Source organism: Luteibacter sp. TLI7-4A (genome assembly GCF_056754745.1).
This window is the reverse complement of record NZ_JBPGWO010000001.1, coordinates 1,270,515-1,296,750: the sequence shown is the minus strand read 5'-3', so window position 1 is coordinate 1,296,750 and position 26,236 is coordinate 1,270,515. Positions and strand designations below refer to the sequence as shown.

16 protein-coding genes are annotated in these 26,236 nt (G+C 64.3%); 4 read left to right on the top strand and 12 right to left on the bottom strand.

All coding sequences use genetic code 11. The annotated features are described in order from the left end of the window. Positions 1 to 84 precede the first annotated feature (84 nt). Positions 85 to 582 carry a nuclear transport factor 2 family protein gene (locus tag ACR9Y6_RS05700; protein ID WP_481280413.1) on the bottom strand — a complete coding sequence of 166 codons (498 nt, stop codon included), beginning with the start codon at positions 580 to 582 and terminating at the stop codon, positions 85 to 87. A 98-nt stretch (positions 583 to 680) separates the two neighbouring features. On the opposite strand from ACR9Y6_RS05700, the gene ACR9Y6_RS05695 reads away from it, so the two are divergent. Further along, positions 681 to 1,028, top strand: a complete 348-nt coding sequence (locus ACR9Y6_RS05695) for a winged helix-turn-helix transcriptional regulator (RefSeq protein ID WP_481280412.1) — start codon at positions 681 to 683, stop codon at positions 1,026 to 1,028. A gap of 112 nt (positions 1,029 to 1,140) precedes the next feature. Further along, positions 1,141 to 1,539, top strand: a complete 399-nt coding sequence (locus ACR9Y6_RS05690; RefSeq protein WP_481280411.1) for an ester cyclase — start codon at positions 1,141 to 1,143, stop codon at positions 1,537 to 1,539. 7 nt (positions 1,540 to 1,546) lie between these two features. On the opposite strand, the gene ACR9Y6_RS05685 is transcribed toward ACR9Y6_RS05690, so the two are convergent. Beyond that, positions 1,547 to 2,299 carry a DUF72 domain-containing protein gene (locus ACR9Y6_RS05685; RefSeq protein ID WP_481280410.1) on the bottom strand — a complete coding sequence of 251 codons (753 nt, stop codon included), beginning with the start codon at positions 2,297 to 2,299 and terminating at the stop codon, positions 1,547 to 1,549. 308 nt (positions 2,300 to 2,607) lie between these two features. On the opposite strand from ACR9Y6_RS05685, the gene ACR9Y6_RS05680 reads away from it, so the two are divergent. Then, a complete protein-coding gene (locus tag ACR9Y6_RS05680; RefSeq protein ID WP_481280409.1) occupies positions 2,608 to 3,312 on the top strand; it encodes a hypothetical protein in 705 nt (234 codons plus the stop codon). Positions 3,313 to 3,459: 147 nt separating this feature from the next. Here ACR9Y6_RS05680 and ACR9Y6_RS05675 read toward each other — a convergent pair whose 3' ends face one another. The 6 genes from ACR9Y6_RS05675 to ACR9Y6_RS05650 all read right to left on the bottom strand — a co-directional run bounded on the left by ACR9Y6_RS05675 (position 3,460) and on the right by ACR9Y6_RS05650 (position 21,120). Continuing rightward, positions 3,460 to 4,434, bottom strand: a complete 975-nt coding sequence (locus ACR9Y6_RS05675; RefSeq protein ID WP_481280408.1) for a quinone oxidoreductase family protein — start codon at positions 4,432 to 4,434, stop codon at positions 3,460 to 3,462. A gap of 83 nt (positions 4,435 to 4,517) precedes the next feature. Beyond that, positions 4,518 to 4,991, bottom strand: a complete 474-nt coding sequence (locus ACR9Y6_RS05670) for a MarR family winged helix-turn-helix transcriptional regulator (RefSeq protein WP_481280407.1) — start codon at positions 4,989 to 4,991, stop codon at positions 4,518 to 4,520. 163 nt (positions 4,992 to 5,154) lie between these two features. Beyond that, entirely contained in the window at positions 5,155 to 6,972 is a 1,818-nt protein-coding gene (locus ACR9Y6_RS05665) for a bifunctional sulfate adenylyltransferase/adenylylsulfate kinase (RefSeq protein WP_481280406.1), read from the bottom strand. A gap of 102 nt (positions 6,973 to 7,074) precedes the next feature. After that, a complete protein-coding gene (locus ACR9Y6_RS05660) occupies positions 7,075 to 19,515 on the bottom strand; it encodes an autotransporter-associated beta strand repeat-containing protein (protein WP_481280405.1) in 12,441 nt (4,146 codons plus the stop codon). 113 nt (positions 19,516 to 19,628) lie between these two features. Further along, positions 19,629 to 20,441, bottom strand: coding sequence for a sulfotransferase family protein (locus ACR9Y6_RS05655; RefSeq protein ID WP_481280404.1), 813 nt, complete (start codon positions 20,439 to 20,441; stop codon positions 19,629 to 19,631). A gap of 22 nt (positions 20,442 to 20,463) precedes the next feature. Beyond that, a complete protein-coding gene (locus ACR9Y6_RS05650; RefSeq protein ID WP_481280403.1) occupies positions 20,464 to 21,120 on the bottom strand; it encodes a response regulator in 657 nt (218 codons plus the stop codon). A gap of 493 nt (positions 21,121 to 21,613) precedes the next feature. Between ACR9Y6_RS05650 and ACR9Y6_RS05645 the strand changes: the two genes are divergently transcribed. Continuing rightward, positions 21,614 to 24,259: a winged helix-turn-helix domain-containing protein gene (locus tag ACR9Y6_RS05645; protein ID WP_481280402.1), complete on the top strand. Its 2,646-nt coding sequence runs from the start codon at positions 21,614 to 21,616 to the stop codon at positions 24,257 to 24,259. 55 nt (positions 24,260 to 24,314) lie between these two features. Here the strand turns inward: ACR9Y6_RS05645 and ACR9Y6_RS05640 are convergent, their stop codons facing one another. The 4 genes from ACR9Y6_RS05640 to ACR9Y6_RS05625 form a co-directional block, all read right to left on the bottom strand. Continuing rightward, positions 24,315 to 24,512 (bottom strand): hypothetical protein, encoded by a 198-nt coding sequence (locus ACR9Y6_RS05640; RefSeq protein WP_481280401.1) that lies wholly within the window; start codon positions 24,510 to 24,512, stop codon positions 24,315 to 24,317. An 83-nt stretch (positions 24,513 to 24,595) separates the two neighbouring features. Continuing rightward, positions 24,596 to 25,171 carry a hypothetical protein gene (locus ACR9Y6_RS05635; RefSeq protein ID WP_481280400.1) on the bottom strand — a complete coding sequence of 192 codons (576 nt, stop codon included), beginning with the start codon at positions 25,169 to 25,171 and terminating at the stop codon, positions 24,596 to 24,598. 149 nt (positions 25,172 to 25,320) lie between these two features. Beyond that, positions 25,321 to 25,821, bottom strand: a complete 501-nt coding sequence (locus ACR9Y6_RS05630) for an SRPBCC family protein (protein ID WP_481280399.1) — start codon at positions 25,819 to 25,821, stop codon at positions 25,321 to 25,323. Further along, a complete protein-coding gene (locus ACR9Y6_RS05625; RefSeq protein ID WP_481282697.1) occupies positions 25,799 to 26,161 on the bottom strand; it encodes an ArsR/SmtB family transcription factor in 363 nt (120 codons plus the stop codon). The genes ACR9Y6_RS05630 and ACR9Y6_RS05625 overlap by 23 nt, the downstream gene beginning before the upstream one ends. Between the last annotated feature and the right edge of the window lie 75 nt (positions 26,162 to 26,236).

Genomic DNA, 26,236 nt, shown 5'->3' with positions numbered 1-26,236 from the left:
GCGATGGCATTGATGACGGCATCCGTGCTGAACATTTTATATCCACGTTCGCGCCATCGCGCCGGTAGATCCGGACTCGCACACCTAGGCAGCGAAGACCCTAAGCGAGTCGGCAAAATACAGTTCCAACCGTCGCCTGGCGATTCGCCACCCCTCCGCCGTCCGAACCAGCTCATCGTGGAATGCACCGGCGGCGTTCAGGTGGAACGCCGGCTCGATGGAAGGCAGGCTTCGGTGCGATGCAAAGAAATCGGTTCGCGCTGTCGCAACGTCGCGATCCAGTACCACCTGGGGGAGGCTAAGCATGTGCTGCCAGTGGGAGAACCCACTCATGCTGCCTTTTTCGCCACGCATCCACCGGGCGAGTTCCCGCCATGTGCCGACGGGACCGCCAGCGGCGCTGTAGTCAACCTCTCCATCGTCGGTAAAGGTGTCGGCCCACGCGGGTACGACATCGCCGCTCGCGCCTTGCTGGCTATCCTGCCCATAGGAATACCGCGATATGGTGTCCTGGATCTCGATGCGATCCATGGCGCGTAAAGCGGCGGCCGAAGATGCCGAGTCGCTATAATTCCCAGTCATGTGCTGTCCCGTCGGTGATCGATGGCCGAAAATCTAGGGATCTCCATCGCAAGGCACAAGGCGGCACTTTTTTCTCACCAGATTTCCATGACGTAACCATGAAACTTGTCGATGAATCCCCGGCGCCCCCCTGCTCCGTCGACGAACTGGATGCTGCGTTGAAGGCCTTGGACGGACGCTGGAAGGTCTTGATCGTCTACCATCTTTTCGGCGCGGAGGCGCTTCGCTTCAGCGAGCTTCGCCGTTACCTGTCCGGGGTCTCACAGAAGATGCTTTCGCAGCATCTCAAGGCGCTCGAAGCCGATGGCGTCGTGTCACGCACGGTTTACGCGGAAGTGCCACCGCGCGTGGAATATGCACTGACTGAACTGGGCCGCGAGCTAAAGCCCGCGCTCCAGGCTCTCCAGGCATGGGCTGTTCTTCGCGGCAAGCGAATGCAGACATGACCCCGTCACCAACGACCTATCTCATCGGTAGTTCGAGGTTTCGTCGTGCCCGCTTTCCTGCGTGCCCTCGTCGAGGTGATCAAAGCTGTAGGCTGACTGAGGATGCCATCTCATGACCCCAGATGATCTTGCGCCCATCTACCGTGACTACATCGCCTGCCTGAACGCTCGGGACTGGGAGAACCTGGGCCGATTCGTACACGTCGATGTTCGTCACAACGGCATCGCACTCGGCCTGGATGGATACCAGTGCATGCTCGAAAACGACGTTGAGCAGATACCCGACCTCTTCTTCGAAGTCCGGATCCTCGCCGTCACAGAACCCCATGTCGCGGCCAGGCTGTGGTTCGATGTCGCGCCAAAGGGCGAATTCCTGGGCCTTCCCGTCAACGGGCGGAAGGTGGGATTTGCGGAGAACGTCTTCTACGCATTTCGGGACGGCCGCATTCAAGAGGTGTGGTCGGTCATCGACAAAGCCGCCATAGAAGAGCAGCTTGCACGGAACGGCTGAGCGAGTGCTAAGCCAACCGATCCATCAAGCTCATGGCGTTCGGCATGGCCTCGCCCCGCGCTGTGTTGTCGAAAATGCACCAGACATCCTGCTTTTTCGCTAGCGCGGCACGTATGCGCGCGGCGATGCCGTCAAGGAATGCGTCGTCGTAAGCCGAGTAGTAAATGTCGGGACTGCCGTGCAGGCGTAAGTAGAGAAGATCTGGATCGCCGTCACACACCGCATTGGCGACAGGTGAAGGGTCCGCGTTCACGCAGGCGATGTCGGCAATCTTCAAGATGGCACTACCCAAAGGAGTGAACCACGTCGGGTGGCGTGGTTCGCAAGCGACAGGCGACGGCGTGCGCTCGCGCAGCAGCGTGAAGAACGCGCTGGCATCGCTTTCTTCGAGCGCAAGGCTGGGCGGCAATTGAACGAGGATGCAACCCAGCTTGTTCCCGAGCGACGCGATCTCGCCAAGGAAGGCATCCAGAGGCCCTCGGCAATCCCGCAAGCGCAACTCGTGAGTCATGGTGCGCGGCATCTTCACACTGAAGCGGAACGACTCGGGCACGCTCCGCGCCCAGCGCTCATAGGTCTTCGGCTGGTGCGACCGATAGAAAGACGTGTTGATCTCCACGCACGGAAGCACTTGCGCGTAACGCTCCAGGTGGCTGCCTTCCGTGGCGAAGTGGCTGGCTATCCTGGAGGGGATCGACCAGCCGGCACAGCCTACGCGGATCGAGGGTACTGCGTGGCCAGGGCGGGTTCGTTCAGTCATGAGGCAAGGACAGAGCTCCGCGTTCATCGATCGACGCTGCCCGTATACCTTCGCGCATGTGTACGAATCGAGATGCGCGCGAATGGTTTGTCGAATCGTCGTGCGCCACGGTGCACGACGTCTTTCAAAGCAGCCGACGCTGACGCGTTGGCCGAGCGAGTTGTATTTACGCGACGGGCTGCGCCTGCCCCCTAATGAGATATAGGATAAATACCCAAGGCTCTTCCGTCAGCTTGCCTATCCTTGCCTCACCTGATGGCCTAGCAACCACTGCTTTCGCCAGTACCACGCCGTCCCGGAGGAATGTCATGCGCCCCAACGTTCAGAACCTATTGCTCGCCTATTCCGTCGTCATGACGACCGCCATAGGCATCTCACTTGCGGTAGCCCATGCAAGAAGCCAACCGGCGGAGCCGCCCGTGCTGACCGTACAGCAGATCAGGATTGTCGAACCGGATGGCACCCTTCGCACCGTCATCAGCAACAAGTCCCGGTTCCCCGATCTGATCATTGGCGGCAAGACCTATAGGCATCCGCGTGACACCGCCGGTACGCTGTTCTTCGATGACGAAGGCAGCGAAATCGGGGGCCTCATTTACGGCGGAAAGTCGGGTAAGGACGGCAGCTCAAGCAACTCAGGTAGCTTGACCTTCGACCGTTATCACCAGGATCAGGTCGTACAACTGGTCAACGTGGACGATGCCAAAGATCACTATAGCGGCCTCAAGGTCGTCGATCGATCGGCTCGACCGCTGGATATAGAAGGATGGACGCACTACCAAACCATGCCCGACGGTCCGGCGAAACAAGCCGAGGGCAAGCGGCTTGCACAAGCCGATCCCGCCCCCAACCGATTGTTCGTGGGCCGCGACAACGGTGATGCAATGCTTCAACTCAGCGACGGTCACGGAGCTCCCCGCCTGAAGATGATCGTCAAGGAAAGCGGAGAGACTTCCATTCAGTTCCTAGACGCGAATGGCAACGTCACGAAGACGATCGATGGAAAGTCCTGATCGACCAGTTCGGCCTTTGGCCAGAGCCTTTCTAACGCGGAAACAATGCCCTTGGAACGAGCCACCTCGTTCGCTCCAAGGGTTCGCAACGCCGCTGCCACTGCCAGGCATCATTGATTCTCCGGCTGGCCCGGTCACTCGTGTCGATCACGGGCGAAGGATCACCCGTCCAAACGCTTTGCGGTCCGCAATGTAGCGGTGAGCTTCGGCAGCATCGGACAGCGGATACACCGCATCGATGACGACAGTGAGATCGCCGTGCGCCACCTCGTCGATGATCTTTTGCACGACGCCGTGAACTCGCTCATGCTCCAGGTCCAGCGAACTCGGGAAATAGACACCGTGCATACTGTTGTTGCCTCGCCATAACGAGACCGGGTCGGGCCGTGTTTCGTCGCGACCCGAAACGCCGACTGTGATCACCCGACCACGGTAAGCGAGCGCCTGAATACTGCGGGCCAGGTTTTCGCCAGCGATGCTGTCTATCACCAGGTGCACACCCTGCCCGTTCGTAACAGTCCGACTGGCGGCGACGAAGTCCTCGCGTACATAGTCGATCCCGACATCGACGCCATAAGTACGCAAGGCTTCGAGTTTTCCAGGGCTAGAGGCGGTCGCCATCACTCGCGCTCCAGCGCGCTTCGCCAATTGCACCGCGGCGAGGCCAAGCGCACCCGAGGCCGCATGGATCAATACCGTCTGACCGGCTTTCAACTGGCCAAACTCAAACAAGCACTCATGCGCCGTCCCCCATGCCACCGGAATCGCCGCGGCAACGTCGATGTCCATGCCATCCGGAAGTACCCACGTGTCCTCCACGGGTGCCACGCAGAACTGAGCATGGGATCCCCATGACACAATGGCTACGACACGCTGACCAATGTGTCGGTCAGTAACGTCTGCGCCCACTTCGACGATCGTACCCGCGCACTGATAGCCCACGACGTGGGGGACGTGCACCAACGGGCGGATCTCCCTGTTAACCAGGTCGCCCCCTTCGATGGAAATAGCGGCCACCTCGATGAGCACTTCACCAAGCCCGCATCGAGGCACGGGAACGTCCTCGAAACGAAAAACGTCAGGACCGCCGTTCTGGTAATACACCGCTGCTTTCATCGTCATCGCAATCACCTCACCGTCAGATTGAATTACACGAACCACATAGTCTTATATGCCCGTAATCGAACGACGGAAGGTGGGCGACATCAGGCTACAGCGAGCGTGCCGTCGGGCTCGACCAGCCCCATCCGAGCGATTCGGTACATGGTCTGGCGCATGGAAAGCGCCTGATCTTCGCCGAACTCTCGTTCGAATAGTGCTTGTGCCCTCTCCCAGTACGGACGCACTTCCGCCTCAAGGCGTTCGCCCTTTTTTGTAAGTCGCACTTCGCGTTCACGTCGGTCGGTCTTTCCGACCGTGATAGTCACGAGGCCGTCGCGCTCGAGGGGGCGCAAATTGTGCCCCAACGTCGCGCGGTCGAGAATCAACAATGACGTCATCTCACCCATCGTCATCGGACCTCGAAGGACCAGGTTGGCCAGCATTGTGTACTGGTTTGTACCCACTCCGGTGGGAGCGAGGCAGGCGTCGTAGAAGCGCGAGACATGCCTGGCGGCCTGGCGCAATGAAGTGAAATTGCACCGCAGCGCGGGTTTGGTGTTAGTCGTACGGGTATTCATGGCAGGTCACGTTGCCTCGTTGAAGGCATATTAGTCTCACATAAGACTATTTGCAATACCCTTCGTGCATCTTCTGGGAGGCCGGGCGCCCGGTCGCTACACGCATCCTCCGATGCGGCAGAGGCCTCCCACGTATCCACCACCACCGGTCGGCGCATAGGAATCAGGTATCTTTTTGACCGGACTGAAGAAAAGCTCCAAGGTCATCAATAGATGCCATCCGGGCAAGGACCGCGAAGACATCCGTGGCCAACTGCGCCGGGGAGCCGGTGCCAGCATCGACCCTCATCGCGGGCGTCTCCGGCACTTCATAAGGCGAGCCGACGCCCGTGAATAGGGGCAGTTTGCCCGACCTGGCGAGCATATAAAGCCCCTTCGCGTCACGCGATTCGCAGATCTCAATGTCTGTCGCCACATGAACTTCCACGTAGTTTCCATGCACTTCGATCATTCTTCGTGCCTGCTCCCTGGCATCCGCATAAGGCGACACCATCGCGCAAATGGCAATCCCGCCATGCTTCGCGATTTCGCTCGCGACGTAAGCGACCCGCAGTACGTTGGCATGCCTGTCCTCGCGGGAGAAACCCAACCCGGCTGAAAGATGCCTTCGCACTTCGTCCCCATCGAGGATGCTGACGGTGCGATTCGTGTGCTCCATGAGCAACGTGGCGAGCGCTTTGGCAAGCGTTGACTTGCCTGCCCCGGGCAGGCCAGTGAGCCAAACGACGACCCCTTGTCGCGCGCGCGCCCGGAAGGCCTCGCGCAGGATATTCGTGACCTCCGGGAAACTGTACCAGTCGGGCACCCCTTCCCCGCTGGCCAGGCGCCGGCGAAATTCGGTTCCGCTGATTGCCTGGGCGATATCCTCCTTGCGTAATTCATCGGCCGCCACATAAGTGCCCCTGTTGGCGACGTACATCATCTCCTGGTAAGGCAAGATGCGCATGCCGAGTTCGTCGGCATGCGACAGCGCCAAAGCCTGAGCGTCATATGGCCCGTAGTAAGGTGTTCCACGCGCGTCCATGCCCGGCCCGGCATGGTCGCGTCCGACGATGAAGTGAGTGGCGCCGTAATTCTTTCGGATGATGGCGTGGAGAAGTGCCTCGCGCGGGCCACCCATACGCATGGCTAGTGGAAGCAGTGAAAGCCTGGCGCAGGCGTGGTCGTAATAAGGCAGCAAGGCCTGATAGCAACGCACGCGGGTGAAATGATCCACGTCCCCCGCTCGGGTACGGCCAACAGCGGGTTGCAGCAGCAGTTTTGCGCCGGTATGGGACATGGCGCGCATGGTCAACTCGAAATGCGCGCGATGCATCGGATTGCGGGTCTGGAAAGCGACGATGCTGTGCCATCCATTCGCGTCGAACCAGGCCCGGAGGCTGCGCGGCGTGTCGCGCAAGGCTGTGAAGTCCGCATGCGCCGGTAGCTGGATGCCGCGGATCTGCCCTCCCAGACAGACCCGGCCAGTTTTGGCCAGCGCCTCCGCAACTCCGGGATGGCCAGAGTCGAGAGTGCCGAACACGCGCAGGGCTTCACGCACAAAGTCGGGGCGAAACACATCTTCCACTGTCATGACCGCCAGTGGCGTGCCATCGTCGTCACGCAAGGCCACCTCATGTCCAGGTCGGATGCCGTCCGCTATGGCCGCAGTGACGTCCAAGGTGACCGGCATCGGCCACAGCGTGCCGTCCGCCAGACGCAGGTTTTCGATAACGCTCAGGTAGTCGGCTTCGGCCATGAAGCCTTTCAATGGCGAGAAACCGCCGTTGAGAAGAAGTTCGAGATCGCAGATCTGTCTGTGGTCGAGTCCTATCGCGGGCAGTGTCGCACTGTGCCTGCGGAGCACCGCGGCCTCACCCCGCGCAAGAAGCAGGTCGACGAGCAGGCCACCATGTGGCGGGTTTCGGTGGAGTCCGGATATCGCCTGATCGCCTGCGCCCTGGGCCAGCTCGTTCGCCACTTCTTCGCCAGAAGCTCTCATGTTCTCCATCCACCTGCTGATCTTCCGAAGATCGCGATAAGGGTCGACTATCGCTGGCCGTGCCCATAATGCATGGCCCCGCCCGATGGCGCCACGGGTGCGTCACCAGCGCACCCGCACCCCTACATTGGCCGATTCTTCTCGATACTTGCTCCCGCTCAGTTCGCGGCTGGCCGAGAGCACGCCGAACAGACTCACGCTCGGGTTGAGCCGGGCTTCCACGCCCGCGTCCAGGCGCACCGTGGTGCCCAGGTCCTGGTTGGGCAGCATCAAGGCGTTGCCGCCCACACCGGGCTCGACCACTTGCAGGGCATCGGCCGCCTGATTGAGCGTCCGGTGCATGGCAAGCGTCGCCCACGGCCTGATCGTCGCGCCGCGGTCGGTGGTGAACACTTTCTCCATGCGCAGACCCGCGAGGGCCGTGCCCATCCAGTGATTGTCGAAGGTCAGCTCGCGCTGGTTGGCGTCGACCGTGCTGTCCCAGTGCACCTGGGTGGCTGCAAGCTTGACGTGCGGCTCCAAGGTCCAGCCGCTGTCCAGCAGGTAGCGGTGCCCGATCTTCGCACTGACGGTCACGCTGCCGCCGCTGAGCGACTGCGTGAAACCATCGGAGGTTCGGATGCGGGCGCGTGCACGCTGGCCGCTCACCACGGTGTCCAGATAGCTGCCGTCGTTCCAGTACAGGCTGCCGTACCAGCCGGCCACCGGCGTATCGAGGCGGATGCCGGCCTTGCCTATGCCGGGCAGGCCGGTCGAGTTGCTGCCCGTGGTCCAGTAGTTGCCGTGCAAATAGCCCACGAACGCGCCGATGCGTCCGCTGCCACCGCTGTCCGACCCCACATAGTCGTAGCCCATGTACATGCCCACGTCGCTGCCGGTTGCGGCAACGCCGGGGTCGGCGCCGAGGTCCGTGCTGCTCGCCGTCGCCGCCACCCAGAAGCCGTGGCAGTCGTCGACGAAGCGCGTGTCGGCCTGTTCGCTCTCGCGCTGTTCCGGCTTGTTGCCGCACTGCGGATGCTCGGTGCTGCGCATGCCGGCCAGGCGCTGGTGGATCAGGTCGTCGTTCTGCCGCGCCATCAGTGCACCCAAGGTCGGCAGTACGGCATAGGCAGGCAGTTCCGGCAGCAAACCGGCCTGGGCTTCCAGATACCAGTCGTGATCCGCTTCCTGGCCGAAGGTCCACGGGAAGGCACTGCCGCTCAGGCGCACCGCGCCATCGACGGCGTTGGCCGGCACGAAGCTCCCAGGGGTGCTCGGATCGTCGTGCGGGCTGGAGATGACCAGGATCGACGCCTTGCCCGCGCCGGAGAGCGTGGCGCCGTCGCTATTGAACGCCACGCGGGTGACGCCGCTGACGTCGCCGCCGACGTTCAGGCCGCCCGCTTTCAGCGTTTCCGGCGCCACGTCCAGTTGCAGCGTACCGTTATTGCCGACGTAGTTGCCGCTGATCGGCAGGCGGTTGCTGCCGACGTCGATCAGGCCGGCATTCTCGATGCTGCCGCCGAAGGACGCGCCGGCCTGAGCGAGCAGCTTCGACGTGCCGTCGATCGCCAGCGTGCCGCCCTCGAGGTTCAGTGGTCCGTTCAGGCTCAAGCTACTGGTATTCAACAGCTCCATGCGCTCCCAGCCGCTCAACAAGGGTAGTTTGCCGCTCTCCAGCGCAAGGCCGCTAAAGCTGAGGCGATCCCCACCTTCGCCGCCATTCAGCGCGGCGACGCCGCTGATGTCGCCTCCGACGAAGGCCACCGTGTCGTTGCCGGTGCCGAAGTCAAATGCGCCGCGCACGGTACCCATCGAGGTGAAGCTGTCGTCGCCACCGGTGCCGCCGTAGCGGCCTTCGACCTGCAGCGTGGCGCCGGCGGACACGGTGGTCGCCTGCGCCGTGATGCTGCCGCCGGCGGTCACGTCAAGCGTGCCTTCGCGCACATTCACCGCGGTGAGATCGGAACTGGCCGGGCCGTTGACATTCAACACTCCGGCGCCGGTCTTGCTGAGCGTCTCGAAGCCCTGCACCGCGCCGAGGTCGGCGACAGTGGCGATGTCGGCGTTGAAGGTGTCATTGCCGGCACCGGCTTCCACCGTGCCGAGGATGCGGGTGTTGTCGTGTATGGTCAGCGTGTCGTCGCCGTCGCCCAACGCCAGCGTTCCGCCGGCGGTATCCAGCGTTCCGGCCACGTCGAGTACGTCGTTGCCGGCGCCGAGGTCGCCGGTCGCGCGAAGGGTGGCGCCCTCGCCCACCATCACCGTGTTGATGCCGGCGCTGCCGCTCAGCACGGCCGTGGTGGCGCCGGCGCCCTGCACGGTGCCTTCGACGTTGAGCGTGGTGCCGTCGGCCAGGGCTACGGTCGGTGTCTCCAGCTGGCCGGCGACAGTCAGTGTGCCGCCGTCGATGGCGGTGCCGCCGCTGAAACCCTGGCTGCCGGTGAGCGTGGCTTCGCCGGCGTTGAGCTTGCGCAGGAACTCGAAGTTGATCGTGCGCGACGCATCGAAGCTCAACGCGCCGGCGTTGTCGAGCGCCACCGTATCGCCGAGGTCGTGGCCGCCGCCGCCGATGGTGTTGTCGAGCACGGCGCCATCCTTCAGCGTCAGCGTGTCGTCGCCGCCGCACAGGTCGATCGTGCCGGTGCCCGAGACGGTGCCGGCTACGGTCATCGTGTCGGCGCTGTCGCCGCAACCGAAATGGCCGTCCACTTTCAGGGTGGCTCCGGCCGCTACCACGGTGTCGAGCGGGCCGCCGGCAATCGCCGCTACGGTGGCGTTCGGGGCGATGTTCAAGGTACCGCCGAGCACGCTGACCTGCTGCAGATGGGTCATGGCCGGGCCGTTGATATTGAGCACGCCAGTGCCGGTCTTGGTCACGCCTTCGAAGTTGACCAGGGCGCCCAGGTCGGCCGTGAGATTGATGTCGTACACGCGGGTGTCGACCCCTGCGCCACCATCCACCGTGCCCTGCACCACCGTGCCGTCGTGCACCACGAAGCTATCGTCACCGTCTCCCAGCGCGAAGATGCCGCCCGCGGTGTCCAGCGTGCCGCGCACGTCGAGCACGTCGTTGCCCGCGCCCAGGTCGCCGGTAGCCAGCATGGCGCCGGCGATGTTCACCGTATTCACGCCGGCGCTGCCGGTGATGGCGGCCGCCGTGCCGCTGCCGGCATCCAGGCTGCCGGCGACCGTCAACGTGGTGTCGTCGCCCATCGCCACGCCCGGCGTGTGCAAGCCGCCGCTGACTGCCAGTTCGCCGGCCGCCAACGTGGTGCCGCCGCTGAAGGTCTGGTCGCCCGTCAGTGTCGCGGTACCGCTATTGGTCTTGTCGAGGAACTCGAAGTTGGTGACCGTGCCGTTGCCGAAGGTCAGCGCCTGTGCGTTGTCGAGCACTACCGCATCGCCAGTACCGTGCGGGCCGCCGTCGAGGGTGCCGATGAAGCCGCTCAGGTCGGCGCCATCACGCAAGGTCAGGACGTCGTCGCCGTCGCCGAACGCGATGACGCCGCTGCCGCTGAGTGCGCCGGCGACCGTCATGCTGTCGTTGCCGGCCGAGCCGCTGAAACTGCCATCGACATGCAGGGTCGCGCCATTGGCCACCGTGGTGGTGACCACGCCACTGAGGCTGCCGGCCACCCCGACATCCAGCGTGCCGCCATCGACGTTGACCGTGGTGAAGGACGAAGGCGCCGGACCGGCGACGGTCAGCGTGCCCGTGTTGGTCTTGGCCAGTGTCTCGAAGTCGGTGGCACCGCCGAGCACCGCGTGGCCGGCCAGGTCGGCGACGAAGGTGTCGTTCCCTGCCCCGCCGGTGATCGGCGTGGCCAAGCCGGAAAGATCGGCGCCGTCCTTGATGGTGAAGGTGTCGTCGCCATCGCCGAGATTGATCGTGCCGCTGCGGTTGCCGCTGCTGAGCACCGTGCCGGCCACCGTGAAACTGTCCGCGCCGCTGGTGCCGGTGTAGCTGCCTCCATCGGCCAGTTCGAGCGTCGCGCCGGCCAGGATGTTCGTGGTGATGGCACTGACGCTGCCAGTGTCGGTCACGCGCAGCACACCCTCATTGACGTTGACGTCGATGAAGCTCGACGACCCCTGGATCTCCAGCGCGCCCTGGCCGGACTTGCCCAGCGACTCGAAGCCCAGCAGGCTGCCAAGCGGCACGGTATGGCCGTCGCTGACGTTGACGTCCAGCGTGTCGTTGCCCAGGCCGCCGTCGATGGTGGCGCCGACGGTATTGGTGGTGTCGAACACCTTGAAGGTGTCGTCGCCCGCGCCCAGCGAGAACACGCCGCCGTTGGTCTGCAGTGTGCCGGCCACGCTGAGCACGTCGTTGCCGTCGCCCAGGTCGCCCGTAGCGACCAGCAGTGCGCCGGCCGCCACGTTGACCGTGTTGACGCCGCTGCTGCCGGTGATCGCCGCCGCGCTGCCCACGCCACCGTCCAGTTGGCCATCCACGTTGAGCACGGTGCCATCGGCCATGGCGATCGTCGGCGTATCGAGCTGGCCCGCCACGGTCAGCGTGCCGCTGTTGAGCAGCGTGCCGCCGCTGAAGGCCTGAGTACCGGTAAGAATCGCCTCGCCTGCGTTGTCCTTCTGCAGGATCTCGAAGTTGGCGACACGGCCCGCGTCCAGCGTCAGCGAGCCAGCATTGTTGAGCACCACCTTGTCGCCGGTGCCCGCATCGCCGTCGATCGGGTTGGCCAGGCCGGCCAGGTTCGCGCCATCGTTGAGGGTGAGCGTGTCGTCGCCGCCGCACAAGTTGATGGTGCCACTGCCGGACACCGTGCCCGAGACACTCATCGTGTCGTTGCCTGTGCCGCAGCCATAGGTGCCGTCCACGTTCAGCGTGGCGTCGCTGCCCACGGTGGTCGCGAGCGGACCACCCGCGGCGGCCTCGATGCTGGCGCCGGCGGCCACGTTGAGCGTGCCACCGAGCACCTGCACGTCCTGCAGCGCGGTGGCGACAGGTCCGATGACGTTGAGCACGCCGGTGCCGGTCTTGGTCACACCTTCGAAGTTGAGCAGCGCACCGAGCGCCGCCGTGCCGTTGATGTCGTAGGTGCGCGTGTCCAGGCCGGCGCCGCCATCGACGGTGCCGATGACCGTGGTGCCGTCGTGCACGGTGAAGGTATCGTCGCCGTCGCCCAACGCGAACACGCCGCCGCCGGTATCGAGCGTGCCGGTCACGTCGAGGGTGTCGACGCCGGCGCCCAGATCGCCGGTCGCCAGCAGGTCGCCCCCGAGGCCGACGGAGACGGTATTGCTGCCGGCATCGCCGCTGATCACGATGGGATTGCCGGTACCGGCGTCAGCGGTGCCATCGACGTTGAAGGTGGTGCCGCTGGCGAGGTTCACGGTGGGCGTCCGTAGCGTGCCATCGACGTCCAGCGTGCCGCCGCTGATCGTGGTGCCGCCGACGAAGCCCTGGAAGCCGGCCAGCGTGGCGGTGCCGGTGCTGGTTTTCTGGAGGAACTCGAAGTTGGTGGTGTGGCTGGCGTTGAAGGCAAGCGCGGTGGCCGTGTCCAATACCAGCGTGTCGCCCGTGCCGGTGCCGCCGCTGATCGTGTTGTCGAGCACCGCGCCATCCTGCAGCGTCAACGTATCGTCGCCGTCGCACAGATCGATGCTGCCGCTGCCCGACACGGCGCCGGCGACGGTCATGGTGTCGTTGCCCGCGCTGCAGCCGTAACTGCCGTCTACGTTCAGGGTGGCTCCCGCAGCGACGGTGGTGGTCAACGGAATGCCGGGACTTCCCACCACGCTGCCGGCGGCGGTCACGTTCAGCGTGCCCGTCTGCACGCTTACCGCGTTGAAGTCCGAACTCAGTGGGCCATTGATGTTGAGGGTGCCGGTGCCGGTCTTGGCCAGCGTCTCGAAACCCTGCACCGCGCCGAGATTGGCGACCGTGTCGATATGCGTGTCGAAGGTGTCGTTGCCCGCCCCCGCCGACACCGTGCCGATGATGTTGGTGTTCTCGTGGATGGTGAGCGTGTCGTCGCCATCGCCCAGCGCAAGTACGCCAGCACCGGTGTCGAGGGTGCCGGCGACATCGAGCACGTCGTTGCCGGTGCCCAGGTCGCCGTTGGCCAACAGAGTGCCGCCGGTGCCGACGCTGACCGTATTGTTGCCGGCACTGCCGGTGATGGTCGTCGTCGTTCCGCCGGCCGCCTGCACGACGCCGTCCACATTCAGGCGGGTACCGTCGGCCAGGCTGACGGTTGGCGTGGTCAGGCTGCCATCGACGTCCAGCGTGCCATTGGCGATGGCGGTGCCCAGCGCGAAGCCCTGGGTGCCGGTCATCGTGGCCGTGCCGGTGTTTTGCTTGAGCAGGCTCCCGAAGCCGGATGTCTGGCCACCGTTGAAGCTCAGCGCGCCGGCGTTGTCCAGCACCAGTTGATTCAGGCCGGTGCCGCCATCCACGCCGACGCCGGCGATCGTCGCGCCGTCGCGCAGCGTCAGCACATCGTCTCCATCGCTCAGGCCGAGGACGCTGCCGCCCGTATCCAGCGTGCCCGCCAGGGTCACCGTGTCATTGCCGAGACCCAGGCTGCCATTGGCGCGCAACACACCGCCGCTATTGACCTGGATCGTATTGACGCCACCGCTGCCGATAAGAAGAGCTGGTGCACCGCCGGACGCCTCGACCGTGCCATCGACATTGAGCAGCGTGTTATCGGACACCGCCAAGCTTGCCGTGGTCAGGGTGCCGTCCACGTCCAGCGTGCCGCCGGTGACCGTGGTCCCGGCGCTATAGGCCTGCGTGCCGGTCAGGGTGAGCACGCCGCTGTTCTGCTTGGTCAGCTGCTCGAAACCGGCAGTACCCGCGCCGCTGAAGACATACGGGTTGGCGTTGTCGATCACCAGCTGGTCGGTGCCGGCACCCGCGTCCACGCCCGTACCCGCGATCGACGCGCCGTCGTGCAGCGTCATAACGTCATTGCCGTTGCCCAGGCCCAGCGCAGCGGTGCCGGTGTCGAGCTGGCCGGTGAGGTTGAGCGTGTCGCTGCCATCGCCGAGGTCGCCATTGGCCCGCAGCGTGCCGCCGCCGTTGACGGTGACGCTCTGGCTGCCGGTATCGCCGGTGACCACGGCCGGCGTGCCAACGCCCGCCTGCACCGCGCCATTGACGGTCAGTGCCGAGGTGCCGGTCATGCCGATGGTCGGCGTGGTCAGGCCGCCATTGATCTGCAGCGTGCCGGCACTGATCGTGGTGGCGCCGATCTGGTTGCCCGCCGACGTCAGCACGCTGGTGCCGGTGCCGATCTGCGCCAGCGTGCCGGGACCGCTCAGCGTGCCGCTGAAGGTGAAGGTGTCGCTGCGATTGAGCGAGAGCGTGGAGGTGGGCGAATCCACGATCACGTTGCCGACGCCGGCGTTGCCTGTGGTCCCGCCGTTGCCGATCATCAGGTTGCCATTGTTGATGACGGTGTTGCCGGAATAGGTGTTGTTGCCGGTCAGGATCCAGGTGCCGCTGTCGTTCTTGGCCAGCGTGGTCTTGCCGGTGCCGTTGTCGCCGATGGCGCCGCCCATGGTGTTGGCGCCAGCGTTGGTACCGCCGAGGGCTATGGTGCGAGTGGCGTTGGTGCCGAGCAGAGCCACCGCGCCGGTATTGGTGAACTGCAGCGGACCGGTGCCGGAAGACTCGATGTAGGTGACGCCGGTGTCGAGCGTGAACTGACGGTCGGTGCTGTCGCCCGTGCCGGTGTAGCGCAGCGTGGAACCGTTGCCGATCACCAGGTTGCCAGCCGCGTTCGACGAGGCGCCGATACTGCTGGCCTGGCCGCCGTTGGCCATCTGGTCGACGCTGAGCACGCCGCCGTTGATGCGGGTGACACCGGTATAGGTGCTGTTGGCGTTGGTCAGTCGCCAGGTGCCGGTGCCGGTCTTGGTCAGCGAGGTGACGCCTGCGCCGTTGTTGTCCAATTGTGCGGCGAGCAGGTTGTAGCCGGTGTTGGTGCCGGCCAGGGTCAGCGTGCGGGCGGTATTCGCGCCGGCCAGCGTGATCGGGGCGGTGCTGGTGAACTCGACGATGCCTGTGCCGGACGCATCCAGCGTGGCGCCGCTGGTGCCCACGGTGAACTGGCGGTCGGTGCTGCTGCCGGCCCCCAAGTAACGCAGCGTGCCATTGATGGTCAGATTGGCCGATGCGGCACCGGACGCGCCGATCGAACTGGCCACGCCACCGTTGTTGAGGCAGTTGACCGCCAGCACGCCGGCGTTGATCGTCGTCGCGCCGGTATAGCTGCTATTGCAGCCGGACAAGGTTTGCGTCCCCGTTCCGTTCTTGATCAGGCTGCCGGCGCCGGAGATCGCACCGGCATACGTCTGGCCCAGGCCATCCCTGATGGTCAGCGCGCCCGTACCCAAGGCGATGTTGCCACCCACGCTTCCGCCGCCGACCAGGGCTCCCGCGTTGGCGTTGAAGTTATTCAGATCCAGCGATGCGCCGGCGGTATTGTCCATCCAGAACGAGTTGGTCGTGCCGAAGGCCGTGGCCGAGCCCGCGCGCAGGACGCCGCCTCGTACGTGGGTGTTGTTGGTGTAGGTGTTGTTGCCGGACAGTACCAACGTGCCGACGTCGTCTTTGTACAACTCGCCTCCGCCGACCACCTGGCCGCTGAAGCCGAGCGTGGTGGCGGCGTTGGATACGTCGATGACGCCGTAGCCCAAGAGATTGAACCCGCGATCGATGCTGACCGTCGCGCCGGTGTAGTTCAAGTTGCCATTATTGAACACCAGGTTGGCCGATGCGCTGCTTGAGGCGCCGATGCCGCTGGCCTGCCCCCCGTTGGCCAGGCAGTCGGTCGTGATGGTGGCGCCTTGCAGGGTGGTCGCGCCGGTATACGTGTTGTTGCAGCCGTTAAAGGTCTGATTGCCACCGTCGGTCCGCCAGACACCGCCCGTGCCGCTGATCACGCCCGAGTAGTTGCCATTGCCGGCGGCGATGCGCAGCGTGCCCGAGCCGAGCGTCACGTTGCCGCCATTGGCCCCGCCACCGTTGAGCGGGCCAATCAGGTTATTGAAGTTATTGAGGTCGAGTAACACACCGGCCGTGTTAGCCAGGTTTGTGCTCGAAGCGGTCAACGCTCCGAATACGTTCGCCGCACCCGCGCGCAGGATGCCGCCGTTGACCGTATTTCCGCCGGTATATGTGTTGGCACCCGTCAGCACGAGCGTGCCGGCACCATTCTTGGTCAGGCGGCCGCTGCCGGCCACGATACCGCCGTCGGTCAGCGTCGTGGCAGCCGCGGTCACGTCGACGATGCCTCCGCTGCTGCCCAGGGTGAAGCCGCGGTCGGTCACGGTCGTGCCGCCGGTGTATTGCAGGCCACCGCCATTGAGGACCAGGTTGCTCGAGGCGCTGCCTCCCGCGCCGATGCTGCTCGCCTGCCCGCCGTTGGCCAACGTCGTCGCGCCCAGCAGGCCGCCGTTGACAGTGACGATGCCGGTAAACGTATTGGCGGGATTGGCCAGCGTGAGCGTTCCGGGACCGCTCTTGGCGAAATTGGCACCGTCCGGGCTGCTCACCAGTCCGCTGAAGGTGAGGTTGGCACTGGCGTTGGTCACCTGGATGCCACTTTCCACGATGGCACCGGACTTGGCGAAGGTGAAACCGCGGTCGCTGGTGTCGCCCGCTCCGGTGTAACTCAGCGTGGCGCCTTCCAGCGACAGGTTGGACGACGCGGCGGACGAGGCGCCGATGCCGCTGGCGACGCCGCCGTTCTTGATGCTGGCCACCGACAGCGTGCCCTGGGCCACGCGTGTGGCACCGGTGTAAGTGTTGCCGTTATTGCTCAACGTCACCAGGCCAGTGCCAGCCTTGACGAAGCCCGTGCCCGTCCCGTTATCGACGATCTGCGAAGCGATGGTGAAGTTACCGGTGCTGTTCTGCTGCACGGCCAGGTCACCGCCGCTGGCGCCGGTCATCATGCCGCCGGTGATCAGCTGGTTGGTATTGAGTACCGAAGGCGCGACGATAATCGTGCCGTCCACGCCCAGGGTCTGGCCGGGGCTCACGGTCACCGTCGTGGACTTGGCCACCGTATAGCGCAGACCGCCCAGCTGCTTGGTGCCGGACACCGTATTGAAGAAGCCGGTGGAATCGGTGATGTATTCGCCGTTCAACCAGTTGGCTGCGTTGTCCTTGTTGGTGTAGTCCAGCGGCGCGAAGGCGACGATGTTGCCGCCCACCACCTTGGCGTAGTCCGTGCCATTGACGGTCGCCCACCCTCCGAGCGTGGTGCTGGTGGTGGTGATATGGCCGCTCGTCGGCAGGTTGAAGTTGATCAGGCCGCCCGTGCGGTTGATCGCGCCCAGGTTCACGCTCAGGCTGCCGCCGGTGCCGGACTTGGCGTCGATCGTGTTGTTGCTCGCGGTGACGTTGAGGCCGTTGAAGGTCTGTGTATTGCCCTCGCCCGCCGCCCCGACCACATTGAGTCGGCCACCCGTCATGTTGAGCGTCGAGCTCGCGCTGACGATGTTGCTGGCCGGGCCGCCGGCGGGACTGAAATCGAGGGCGAGGACGCCGCCGCCAACGGTGGTGGCGCCGGTGTAGGTGTTGGCGCCGGTCAGTGTCTGCGTGCTGGCACCCAGCTTCGTGAGGCCGCCACTGCCGGTGATATTGCCGGCGTAGGTCGCCGTGGTGCCCGCCACCGCCTGCAGCGTCAGGGTGGCGCTTCCAAGATCCACCGTGCCGCCCGTGCCGGTCAACGTGGTGAAGGTCCGGTCGAAATCGTTGAGGTCCAGCGTGCCGCCGTTGACCTGCGCACTGGCCGACGCGCCAAAGGCGGCGGCCGTGCCGGCGCGGAGAATGCCGGAGTCCACGATGGTGTTGCCGGTATAGGTGTTGGCGCCGGTCAGCGTCCAGGTGGCGCTGCCCGCGCTGCGCAGATTGCCCGTGCTGGAAATGACGCCTGAAATGATGTTGTCGGCGCCGGTGAAGCTTCCGCCAAGGGTCGCGGTGCCGCCGATGACCACCGTGCCGTTAAGCGCTAGTGCTCCCGTACCATTGCTGTTCAACGCCCCGTTGGAGATCGCCCAGTTCTTGTTGGTCGACTCGCCGGTGCCGAGATAGGAAAGATTGCCACCATTGATGAAGATCGAGCCGGCCCCGAGAGAGCCGGCGACGCCGGCATTCGCAATCAGCGTCGCTTCGACCTTGCCGGCACCGTTGATATTCGCCTGGCCCGTAAAGGTATTGGCCGTACCCAGCCGGATCGCATGCCCACTGCCGGCATTGAATACGACGGGGCGAGTGTCGTTGGCGCTGATTACGCCCAGCAATTCCATGTCGGCAGATTGGGCAATGAAGCCAAAGACATGCCCACCCGCGCCACCGCCGGCAATATTGCCGGTCAGCCGCAACGTGCCGCTGCCGGCGTTGTACAGATAGGCGGAGCCGGCGTAGGCGCCCGGGTTCATCTGCCAATTGCGGTTGGAGCTGTTGCCGGTACCGGTGTAGAAGACCTGATTCGGCCCGAGCGACTGGCCGCCACCGGGGCCGATCACGATGGTGCCGTTGGCCACGGTGGTCGGAGCGCCGAGCGCGCTCGCCACGCCCAAGTCGGCGATCGAGCTGAAAGAGTTGGAGCTGCCCGACCACCCGGTCTGGGTCGTGAACAGGGTTTGCCCCAGGTAGTCGTTCGCGTTGTTGGTGAGCGCTACGCCGTCGGCAAGGGTCAACCCGCCGGCTCCCGTATAGCGCACGCCCCCCACGCCAGCGCCGCTTATGCCGGAGATGCCGCCCGTGAGGTTGACGGTGCGGCTGGTCGCGATCGTGCCTGCCGACGAGAACCATCGCCCACCCGCCAGATAGATCTGATTGACGGAATTGCCCAGTGCCGCGTCGCCGATCGCGCCAATGCTCAGGTTGCCGCCGGTAACGTTGATATTGCCGGTGAAGCTATTGGCCGCGTTCAACGCCAGTGCGCCACCGCTGATGGTGAGCCCCCCGCCGAAGCTGTTGCTTCCGTTGAGCGTCAGCGTACCGCCGCCGGTCGTGGTCAATCCGCTGGTGCTGGTGATCGGGGACGCGATCGTGACGCTGCCGGTAGCCACCGAAATGGTCGGGTTGGTGCCGCCGAGGGTCAGGCTGCCGCCCGTCAGGGAATAGCCCGTGGTCTGGAACGTGAGGTTGTGGGCGGTGATCGCCCCACCCAGGGTAACCGTGCCTGCGGTCCCGCCGAAGTACGCGTCATAAAGCGCCGCGTTGTTCCAGGCGCTGTAGGGACCGCTGACGCCGTCGTTGCTCGGGCTCCAGAACGGGCTGGTGGTGTTCCAGGTGCCGGTGCCGCCATTGCCGAGGCTGGTGCCATTGACGTCCCAGTATCGATCGACGGCGCGGGCCGGGGCGTGCAGCGCCAGGAGGACGGCCAGGATGCCCAGTCGCAGCGGCCACGGCGAAGCCGCGCGATCCACGGCGAGCCGATCGGAAATCTTGCCGCCGGCGGCGCCACGCTCATCGATACAGCTGCCGCTCTTGCCGCGACGCGTCGCCAGTTCGGACGCCACGACCCAGGTATGCAACGCCCGGGACCAGATGATGCGGAAAACACGGTTCATGAGCCCTTCCTCCCCTGCAGGGCCCAGTGGCAAACGGGCCGCACGCAAAGGCTAGGGTTCGACATCCTTGCCGGGCTACTGGGAAAACTCTTAGGGTGATCGCCCACCACCAATCACACCACGCGCACTCCTCTGGAGTTCGAAGACGCGTGGCGCCAGAAGGCATCGTTCTCGAAGCGCCGAAAGATGTCCGGGGGCAGCACGGTGGCGCGTTCGCGCGCCAGGACTCTGCTGCCGACCGCGTGCAGGCCCGGCATGCCGGTGCGCTCGTCGAATTCGCCGGCATCGAACTGTACGTTGTCGAAATCGTGCCGGAAGCCCGGCTCGCCAATGAAGTCGTAGACCGCCGCCATGGCCATGGCCGGATCGTGCACCAGCGTCTCGTACTGCAAGAGCATGAGGTGCGAGGCGTGGTCGCCGAAGAAGGCGTCCTTCAAGGCGTTGTAGGAATACCCGAGGATGCCCTCGCCGGTGGCGAAGCCCTCGACCCGGTGATAGATGGTGCCGGTGGTCTGGAAATTGAACATGAAGGATGGGCGCAAGGCGTTCTTCTGCACTGCCCTTTCCAGGCTGTCGATGATCCACGGAACGTGGCGCACGCAGGCGATGACCTTGAAATCCGGAAATAGCTCGCGCAACACCGGCATCTTCGCGCACCAGGTGCGGCTGGTATCGAAGACGACCTCCGCGGTGTATTCCGCGCCGTAGTACCCGGCGAACAGGCCACGGAGCACACGCCGGCGCTGTTCGTCCGTGATGAAGGCCGAATACTGGTTGCGATCGCTCATCTCGCCCAACATGGCGTCGACCATGCCGGCGAGCGGACCACTCATGTGGGCGTGGAACCTCGGGTTCTGGCGCAGCAGGGCCGCCAGCAGCGTGGAGCCGGACCTGGGCAGGCCGGAGATGAAATGGACAGGTGGCATGCTTCCCCTTCGTTCGATGTTTTCAGTTCGCATGGATGACATGACCGCTCGGTCGTTCGACGAGGAAGCCCAGTCCGTGGTGATTGAGGAATAGACCGATCTCGGCCTTCGAGCGCAGGCCGAGTTTCTTGAAGGCGTTGTATTTGTGTGTCGATACCGTCTTGTAGCTGCGCTGGCTATCAATGGCGAGCGCTTGCATGTTTTCACCCCTGGCGAGCGCGAGCATGACATGGCGTTCGGCTTGGCTGAGGCGGTACCAGGGATGATTGCGGGCCGCTTCTACATCGATCGACGGATCGATGTAGGTCTTGCCCGCGACAACGGCTTTGATGGCGTCAATGGCCGACCGCGGCTCGCTGCATTTGGAAATGTACGCCACTGCACCGTGGTCCAGCGCCGCCAACGCCGCGCAGGAGCTCGTGTTGCCGGTATAGACGATCAGCTTCAATCGTGGACCCGCACCCCGCACGGCGTCGAACAGCGGAACGCCTTTGGATGCCGTCGCGATGTCCGGTTCCAGGACAAGGTAGTCGTAACGAGTTGCCTCCAGCTGGCGCAGCAAGCCGGACTCACCGGCAGCCGTATCGATCCGCGAGATCCTGTCGCGAAATTCCGTCCGCAGCATGTCGGATAACGCCACAAGAATAATGGGATGAACGTCGGCAATCAGGAACCTCATTGTCCCCCTCCCCCGAAGTGCGCACCTGCAAGGTTGTGGATCGGCATCTACCCTGGTCGATCCGCGAACGCACACCCTCTACTCAAGCGCTCCTAACTCATGCCGGGGTCGCCTGTATCCATCGAAGCGGTGATCTCATGCCTGAAATGTCGGGCTTCATTCTGCCTTTGGTCTGGCCGAAAATGTGCCCACGCCCCCCACCCATAAAGGGGGGGATGCGATAGCGACGGCGTAGCGACGGCGTGGCGCATGATGAATCTGCCTGCTCCGGATACTGGAAACGCTACCTCGCAATTTCTTGTCGGCGGAGATTATCATTCCGCCAGCGATTGACAAGGCGTTTTAAACACGGCTGTCGGACGTCCCAGGGGCGGTGCCGCGCCGGGGGGCTCATAGGGGGGTGTGTCATGGCTTTTCCCGGTAAGGCGACCGGCGCAAGCGGGCGGTTCCACGTCGGCCATCTGGCTCATGAGCTGCGGTGTCCCCCCAGCCCATGATTGAGCCCGAGCTGGTTCTCAAGACGACGCCCCCGCGCCTGCTGCGTGATGCGGCGAAACGTGATCGGCTTCAACCTTTCTGGGCGTCCGCCCGCGAACGCGTCGCAATCCTGGTGGCGGCTCCCGCCGGTTTCGGCAAGACCACCATGCTGCTGCAGTGGCGGCGCCAGTGGATGGAACAGGGCGCGCTGGTCGCCTGGCTGAGCATCGATCGCCAGGACGAACCGATGCGTTTTACGCTCGGTCTGCTGCACGCGGTCGGCCTTGTCAGTGGGAAAGCGGTATTTGGCAGGCTCGCTGCCGAATGCCAGGCCAGCAGCGATCAAGAGGTGGCGATCCTCACCGCGCTGTTGGGAGAAATCGCGCTACTAGGCACCGACACGGTGCTGATAATCGACGACGCCGAACGCCTGCCTGAGCCGACTGTGTTCACCTCGCTCCAATACCTTCTGCTCAACGCGCCGGCGAATCTGCACGTGGTGATCGGATCGCGCGTGCTACTGCCTCTTTCGATCGCGGAACTGGTGGCCAAGGGCAATCTGGCCGTGCTGAAAGCCGACGATCTGCGCTTCCGACTCGAGGAATCCATCGACATTCTCGACAGACGCCTGGGGGCCCGCCTGAGCGTGCATCAGTCCGCCAAGCTGCACGATACCGTGCAGGGCTGGCCGATCGGCTTGCAATTCGCCATCTCCAGGATTGAATACGCCGACGATGCGGCACTTGCGGCTTCTACCTTCTCGGCCCGCCACGGCGACCTGCAGAGCTATTTCGCCGACGCCCTGCTCTCCGGTCTCTCCGAGGCGGACGCGAACTTCCTGATTCGCATCGCCATGCTCGACTACCTCCACGCCGATCTTTGCAAAGCCGTGACCGGCCACCCGTGCGCTGAAACCCTGCTCGACACGCTTGCCCGGGAAACCCCTTTCATGATGATGGGGGGACGGGAGGACTGGATTCGTCTGCATCCATTGGCGCGGGAATTCCTACTGGAGCGTTTCGAGGCCCTGCCTCGCTCCGAACAGATCGAATTGCATACTCGCGCGTCGTATTGGTTTGCCGAACGCGATCGCTTCCACGAAGCGGCGCGCCACGCGCTGGCCACCGGCAATGAAGAACAGGCCTATGCCTATGCCATGCGTGCGATGTGGATGCTCGGTACGCAGGGGCGGCTGGCCGAGGCGCGGGAATGGCTGGCGCGCATTCCGCCACGGCTGCTGGCCAGGGACATGTCGTTCAAGCTGGTCGCCGCCTGGGTCTGGGCGCTCGGCGAGCGCCATGAGGAAGCGCTGCGGATCGGCCTCAAGGCGGCGGCCGACCCGACAAACACGCCACAGCGGCTGATGGTCGCGTTATGGGTGGCTGGCGCCGCGGCGATCTATACCGACCGTCTCGGATTGGTGCCCGAACTGGTCGCCCGATGGCCGCAGCCGGCGACACAGTCCGATGAGCCGGTGTACTTCGCCGCACCGATGACCGGTAGCGCCATCGTCGCGCTGCATGCAGGCCTTACCGGCAAGGTGCGCGAGCTGGCTGCGCAAGTGGCGACACTGGGCGAGAGCGGATCCCTCCGGCTTACCGCAGCCTTGTCGAAGGTGATGGTCGGCCTCAGCCATTTGTGGGATGGCAATGCTTACCTCACCGAACTCACGCTGAGTCCCCTGCTGGCAGCGGCAGAGATGGAGGAAGGCCGGCGCAGCACGATCGCTTGCACGTATGCCTCGGTGCTCGCCGCCGCCACCTTGCAGCGCGGACAGCCGGAAACGGCGCAGGCGCTGCTGGCCAATCGGCTCGACGTCATCGACGGCTGCTACCCCGACATTATCCTGACGGCGTATTACGTGTTGGTCCGCATCGCACTCGACAAGGGCGACGAGCGGCGCGCCCTGGCCTTGCTCGACCGTCTCGACGAGCTGGCGAAGCAGCGCAAATCGCCACGTCTGCAGCTGCACGGCCTGGCCGAGCGGATACGCATCCATGCATTAAGCGGACGCGCCGAGACGGTGGAAAGGCTGGTGGCGACGCTGGACCAGCTCGGCCCCATGTTCCGGCGCAAGGCTTACAAGCCGTTTATGGCCCAATATTCCCTGGCGTCCGCGATCGCCAAGGGATATGCATTCTTCGTCCGGCATCATTTCGACGAGGTGGAGCGGCAGCTGAAAGTCGCGGACTCGCTCGCTCACCAGTTGAGCCGCAATCAGGATGTGCACGCACTCAAGGTGCTGCGTGCGGTACTGGCACGGCGGCGCGGCACGGCCGAAGCGGCCGCGCTGATGTCGGAAGCGATTGGCTTGGCCCATCTTGGCGGCAATGTACGGCTGCTGGTCGACACGCACCCGGAAGCGGTGCACATGGCCGAGGAACTCCCGCCATCGTCAGGCCGTGAGCGAGTCACCGCATACCCGGGCCGCACTGAAGCCTCACCCTCCGTCTCGATACGGCAGGGCCTGCTAACGGCGAAAGAAGCCGAGATCCTCCAGCTGCTGGGCAAGGGCATGCCGAACAAGCTGATCGCCCGCACACTGGATATCAGCAGCGAAACCGTCAAATGGCACCTGAAGAATTTATTCCAGAAGTTGTCGGCGGGCACGCGTAGACATGCAGTCGATCGGGCGCGACTACTCGGCCTCTTCGATGAATAAACATTCACTGCTATTGGGCACGCCTTCTAAGATATCGCGAGCGGCAATGCCCCTGTCACCACTGCCAATAACCCACTTGCCAGAAACGTACGGTTGCAAAGTTCAGCACCCAGTCCAGGTAGGCAAAAGTTCCCATGCGGGAGGGGGCAAGCACGTAGATACCCTGCCAGTCGCCGATGCCGGAGGGTGGCGCCATCGTCATCGCCGGGATGGAGGCAGCGATGCCAAGCGAGCGGATAAGCAGCTCATCCATCCGTTCGTAGTCGTCAGCGTTTCTCGACAAGTTGCTTTATAGGCACCAGGCTCTCGCACCGGGGCACGAAAAATCGTGTTCGATCAGCCGCCGTACTGCTTCGGAATCGGGAACTCCGGCCGCTCGCCTTGCCAGTAGATCGTCACCACCCACCAGCGCTTGCCGTCGAACAAAAGCTGGAAACTGTTGATGCCCCGCTGGAAGGGCTTGCCATCCTTCTCGTGGCGCGACTCGTACGTGCTGAATACCTGGGCGATGTCGCCAAAGCGATCTTCCGTGCGATGCGCCTCGCGCTCGAAGAACCCGTCCTTCTTCAGCAAAGGATCGCCCAGCCGGATGTAGTCGTCCACGCTCATGACATGCGCCGAGGTGACACCGTCCTTCCCCGTATGCGCTGAAATGAGGCGCGCGCCTGGCACGAACAGCGAACGCATCCGGTTCCAGTCGCGCTCCTGGCCCTTGGGACCTGAAATCACGTCGTAGACGGCTTCGATGATCGCGCCCATCGAAGCAACATCCGAGGGACGCGCCGCGGGTGTTTCCGTCGCGCTCGTGATGGCGGGAGCCGCGGCGGGGGAAGCGCTCTGCGCAACGGCAGGCTGCAGCGGAACGCTTGCCAGAACCAGGGCGTAAAGCAAGATCGACGTACGAAGCAGCACGGTTTCCACAGCGTCCCCTCCCCTGTCAGCGGCATGCCGAGGGCGCACGATAGGCAGCCTCGCGATCGCCGGCAAGTGCGGTTCGTCACCCCAGGCGGTGGCCAGGCGGCCCCCCTTCCCCCTGGCATGCCGGCCAGCGACGATCGTCCTTACGCGGCTCTGGCTGCGAGCAACTCGTCCAGCTGCGCGAACTGTTCGGGCAGGCCTTCCGCCGAACCAGCGATGGCTTCGTCGCGGGCCGCACTGGTGGGGTAGATTTCGTGCAGGGTGACCAGCGTCTTGCCGGCATGTTCTTCGAACGTGACCGTGGTCACGGCGCCCTGGTCGCTCTCCTCATTCGTCCATACCAGCCGCTTGTCTCGCGTGACCTCTTTGTAGGTACCGAAGAACGACATCGGCTGATCGAAGGTCGGATGGCTGAACACGAGCCGGTACGTGCCTCCGGTGCGAATATCCATGTCGCACGAAACCAGCGACATGCCCGCCGACTTCGGAACCCACCAGAGTTTGAACAACTCGGGCTTGCTCCATGCTTCGAAGACGATGTGCACGGGAGCATCGAACGTTCGCGTCACGACGAGCTCGCGATCGGATTTGCGGTTCACGGCGGTCTGGTTCACGGCGGCACTACCTTTTCTTGCGTTGGTCATCTGCCTTCTCCTTGCGTTTCAGGTGTTCGACAAGCTCGTCCAGCGCGTCGAAACGCGCGCTCCAGAGTTGGCGGTGCCGCTCGATCCAGGCGGCCTCTTCTTCCAGCCGGCGCTGTCCGAGCTTGCAGGTTCGTACTCGCCCGACCTTTTCGGTGGTCACGAGCCCGGCCTGCTCCAGGATGCTGACGTGCTTCTTCATGCCCGTGAGGGTCATGTGAAACCGTTGGGCAAGGTCGGTGATCGAGGCGTCCGAATCCCCAAGCTGCTCCAGCACCCCGCGTCGGGTGACATCGGAGAGTGCGGCGAAGGTGGCGTCGAGGCGGGCTTGATAGTGAACCATATGGTTCACTGTACGGCATGCATGGGTGACTTGCAAGCGGATGACCTGATGACAGCCAGGGGTTCGGTCACGGCC